General features: G+C 61.9%; 1 protein-coding gene. It reads left to right on the top strand.

What is annotated here, in order from left to right; genetic code table 11:
- On the top strand, window positions 1–3,316 hold a 3,316-nt coding region (locus tag NW820_RS05630; RefSeq protein WP_414406917.1), incomplete at its 5' end, for a response regulator.
- Window positions 3,317–3,382: the final 66 nt, after the last annotated feature.

Raw genomic sequence — 3,382 nt, 5'->3', positions numbered from 1 at the left:
TTGGGCGGCTGAGCCGTCTCCACCCCTTCAAGAGACCCTTGAGGATGGGGAAATCGCAGCAGATCTTTGGGCTGAATTTCCCGCAGACATCCAGCCGGAGGATTTTTCCATCCCAGCAGATCATCTGGCAGAGTCGGGTTCCGACGAGGTGGGATCCTCAGAGTTCGCCGACTCTGCTGCCTTCGATACTGCCGAAGACAGCCTGGAGAGCTTTTTTTCCACCCCTGCGGCAGAAGCCGATCCGGCTTGGTCGATGCCGGAAGCAAGTGAACCTTCCGTATTTTTGGATCCCTCTTTTGGCCCATCCCTGGACATCGCTGAGGCTGATGCTGCCGAAGCTGAGCAACTGGGGGATCTCTTTATCGGCGAACCCTTCCCCACGTCGCCCGACATGGCCAATGAGCCGAGGGAATCGCCAATTCCAGACTTCGGAGCCGAGCTGAGCCTAGGGGATCTCTTCGCCGGCGAGACCCTCGAGGAGGCGTCCGATGGGGACTCCATCCCCCTGACCCAATCAGCAGCTGGGGACACAGCAGAAGCCCAGGAGTGGGCGCTTCTGGAGGACCTGTTCCCGGTCCAGGAGGAGTCTTTCGCAGACCTGCAACCCACGGCTGAGGAGGCAGTCGCCCCTTCCCCCGAGCTCTCCTTCGACCGTCTCGATGCCCTATTCACCCAGGAATCCGACCCAGAAGAACTGAGCCTGGGGGCCAGGGGATCCCTCTCGGCCATGGATAGCGACAGCCAGGTGGATCTGGATGAGTTGAGCCAGTTCTTTGCAGAAGGGGAAGCGCCCCAAGAAGAACCCCCCTTGGATCTTGCCACCTTCCTGGAGGACACAGAAGCTTTGCAAGCGAGCAGCCTGGCGGAAGTGCCCGTGTCTGAGCCAGAGCCGCCGGTTGCCGCACTGGAGGAAGAAAATGCCCTCCAGCCTGCGGAGGACGATCTGGAAAGCCAGTTGGCCAGCCTGTTTGCAGAAGATGAATCCTTAGCCGTTCCTGTTGGCGAGGCCGAGACCCCAGAGGAAGAGGCGCTGGAAGCTGCTCCGGCTCCCCGTTTGGACGATTTGGCCGCCCTCTTCGACGCTGCCGAGCCGGCGGTAACCCCTGAGCTAGAAAAGGCTATCGCCCCCCTTGTGGGATCCCCTGCAGCCGCGAGCGGCGAGGCTGCTGACGACTTTGCAGCCCAGCTGGAATCGCTCCTGGGCGATCTCGAGGTTCCTGCCCAAGCACCTGCTGCGGCGCCAGCACCTTCGCCGCCAGTTGCCGCTGCTGCTCCAGCAACCCCCACCCCAGCAGCAGCTGCCCCGGCGGCAACTGGGCCGACTTCACGGCGAACTGCTGCCCTCAGCAACCCTGTGATGCGGGTGGAGGTGCGCCACCTCGACTCCATCAACAACCTGGTGGGAGAGTTGGTGGTCATCCGCAACAGCATGGAGCAAAACCAAACCCGTCTGCGCCAGTTTCTGGATGGCCTGTTGGGCCGTGTGCAACAGCTAGGGGATCTGGGCCAGCGCATGCGGGATCAGTATGACCGCTCCTTGCTGGAATCGGCTTTGTTCTCCAGCCGCAGCAGCTCAGCCTATGGCGGCACGGTAACGGTGGGCTTCGGTCGAAATGGGGAGGGATCCAGCCGAGGAAGGCGGAGCCATTCCTCCGGCCAAGAGTTCGACAAGCTGGAGATGGATCAGTTTACGGCCTTCCACGCTCTGGCCCAGGAGATCATTGAGCTCATCGTGCGGGTGCGCGAGTCCTCCTCCGACATCGAGTTTGCCGTGGATGAGGCAGAGCAGATCACCCGCCAATTTCGCCAGGTGACCACCCAACTGCAAGAGGGCCTGAACCGGGCGCGCATGGTGCCCTTCTCGCAAGTTGCCGACCGCTTGCCCCGCGCCATTCGGGATCTCTCCATCAAAACGGGCAAGCAGGCCAGCCTGGTGGTGGAAGGCCGTGACACGCTCATCGACAAGGCCATCCTGGAGGAGCTCTATGACCCCATGACCCACTTGGTGAACAACGCCCTGGTACACGGGATCGAGCCCCCTGAGGAGCGTCGCCGGGCGGGCAAACCCCCTGAGGGCAAGATCACCGTCAAGGCCTTCTATCAGGGCAACCAAACCATCATCATCGTCTCGGACGATGGCGCCGGGATCCCGGTGGAGAAGGTCAAGGCCAAGGCCCAAAGGCTGGGGCTGCTGTCGGAGCAAGCCGACGAAGACGAAGTGTTCAACGTTCTCTTCCACCCTGGCTTCAGCGTTCGCGAGGCCAGCGAGGTGGACGATCTGGCCGGGCGGGGGGTTGGCCTGGATGTGGTGCGCCGCAACATCACCGATCTGCGCGGCAGCATTCAAGTGGATTCTGCGCGAGGCAAAGGAACCACCTTTACCATCCGCCTCCCCCTCACCCTGAGCATTTCCAAGGCCATGGTGTGTGTCAGCGACAAAGCCCTGATCGCCTTCCCCCTGGATGGCGTGGAGGAGATGCTGGATGTTCCTGCCGACGAAGTTCAGCCGGATGAGCAGGGGCGGCCCTCAATTCTCTGGCGGGATCAGCGTCTTCACTTCCAGCCCCTCTCAAATCTGCTGGCCTACAGCCGCAGCCACAGCCGCAGCCGTTCTGAGGTGTACAGCATCACTCAGGATGAGGGCATCATTCCCATTGTCATCCTGCAAAGTGCCGGTCAGTATGTTGCTCTGCAGGTGGACAGCTTTGTGGAAGAGCAGGAAATCGTGATCAAGCAACTGCGCGGGCCTGTGCCCAAGCCGCCGGGCATTTCTGGGGCAACGGTGTTGGGGAACGGGCGGGTGCTGCCGATTGCCGACATCATCGAGCTGGTGGACATAGCCCACGGTCGCCGTCGGGATCTCAACCGCTTCTGGCTGGATCACCGGGATGAGGAGCCAACCCCAGAAGAGGTGCGCCAGACCACCGTGTTGATCGTGGACGACTCGATCACCGTTCGGGAGCTGCTCTCGATGTCTTTCCAGAAGGTGGGCTACCGGGTGGAACAGGCGCGGGATGGCCAGGATGCCTGGGAAAAGCTGCGCGGCGGCCTGCCCTGCGACCTCATCTTCTGCGACATCGAGATGCCGCGGATGGACGGCCTAGAACTGCTCACCCGCCTGCGGGAAGACAGCAACTTCAAGCATCTCCCGGTTGCCATGCTCACCTCGCGGGGGGCAGAACGGCACCGGCAAACAGCACGGGAGCTGGGAGCAACTGCCTACTTCACCAAGCCCTATCTGGAAGAGGAGCTGCTCAGCGCTGCTGCCCGCATGTTGAGGGGGGAACAGTTGTTGGCGCCCAACCCAACTTCCTAATCGCGACAGCGGTGCGGTTCCCGTTCAGTGTGGCGCAGCAACATAGGGTGCTGTAGGCATGGCACT

The organism is Synechococcus sp. R55.7, assembly GCF_047461955.1.
Taxonomy (GTDB): domain Bacteria; phylum Cyanobacteriota; class Cyanobacteriia; order Thermostichales; family Thermostichaceae; genus Thermostichus.
Note: the sequence above shows the minus strand (reverse complement) of the source record. Positions and strands in the feature narration are given on the sequence as shown.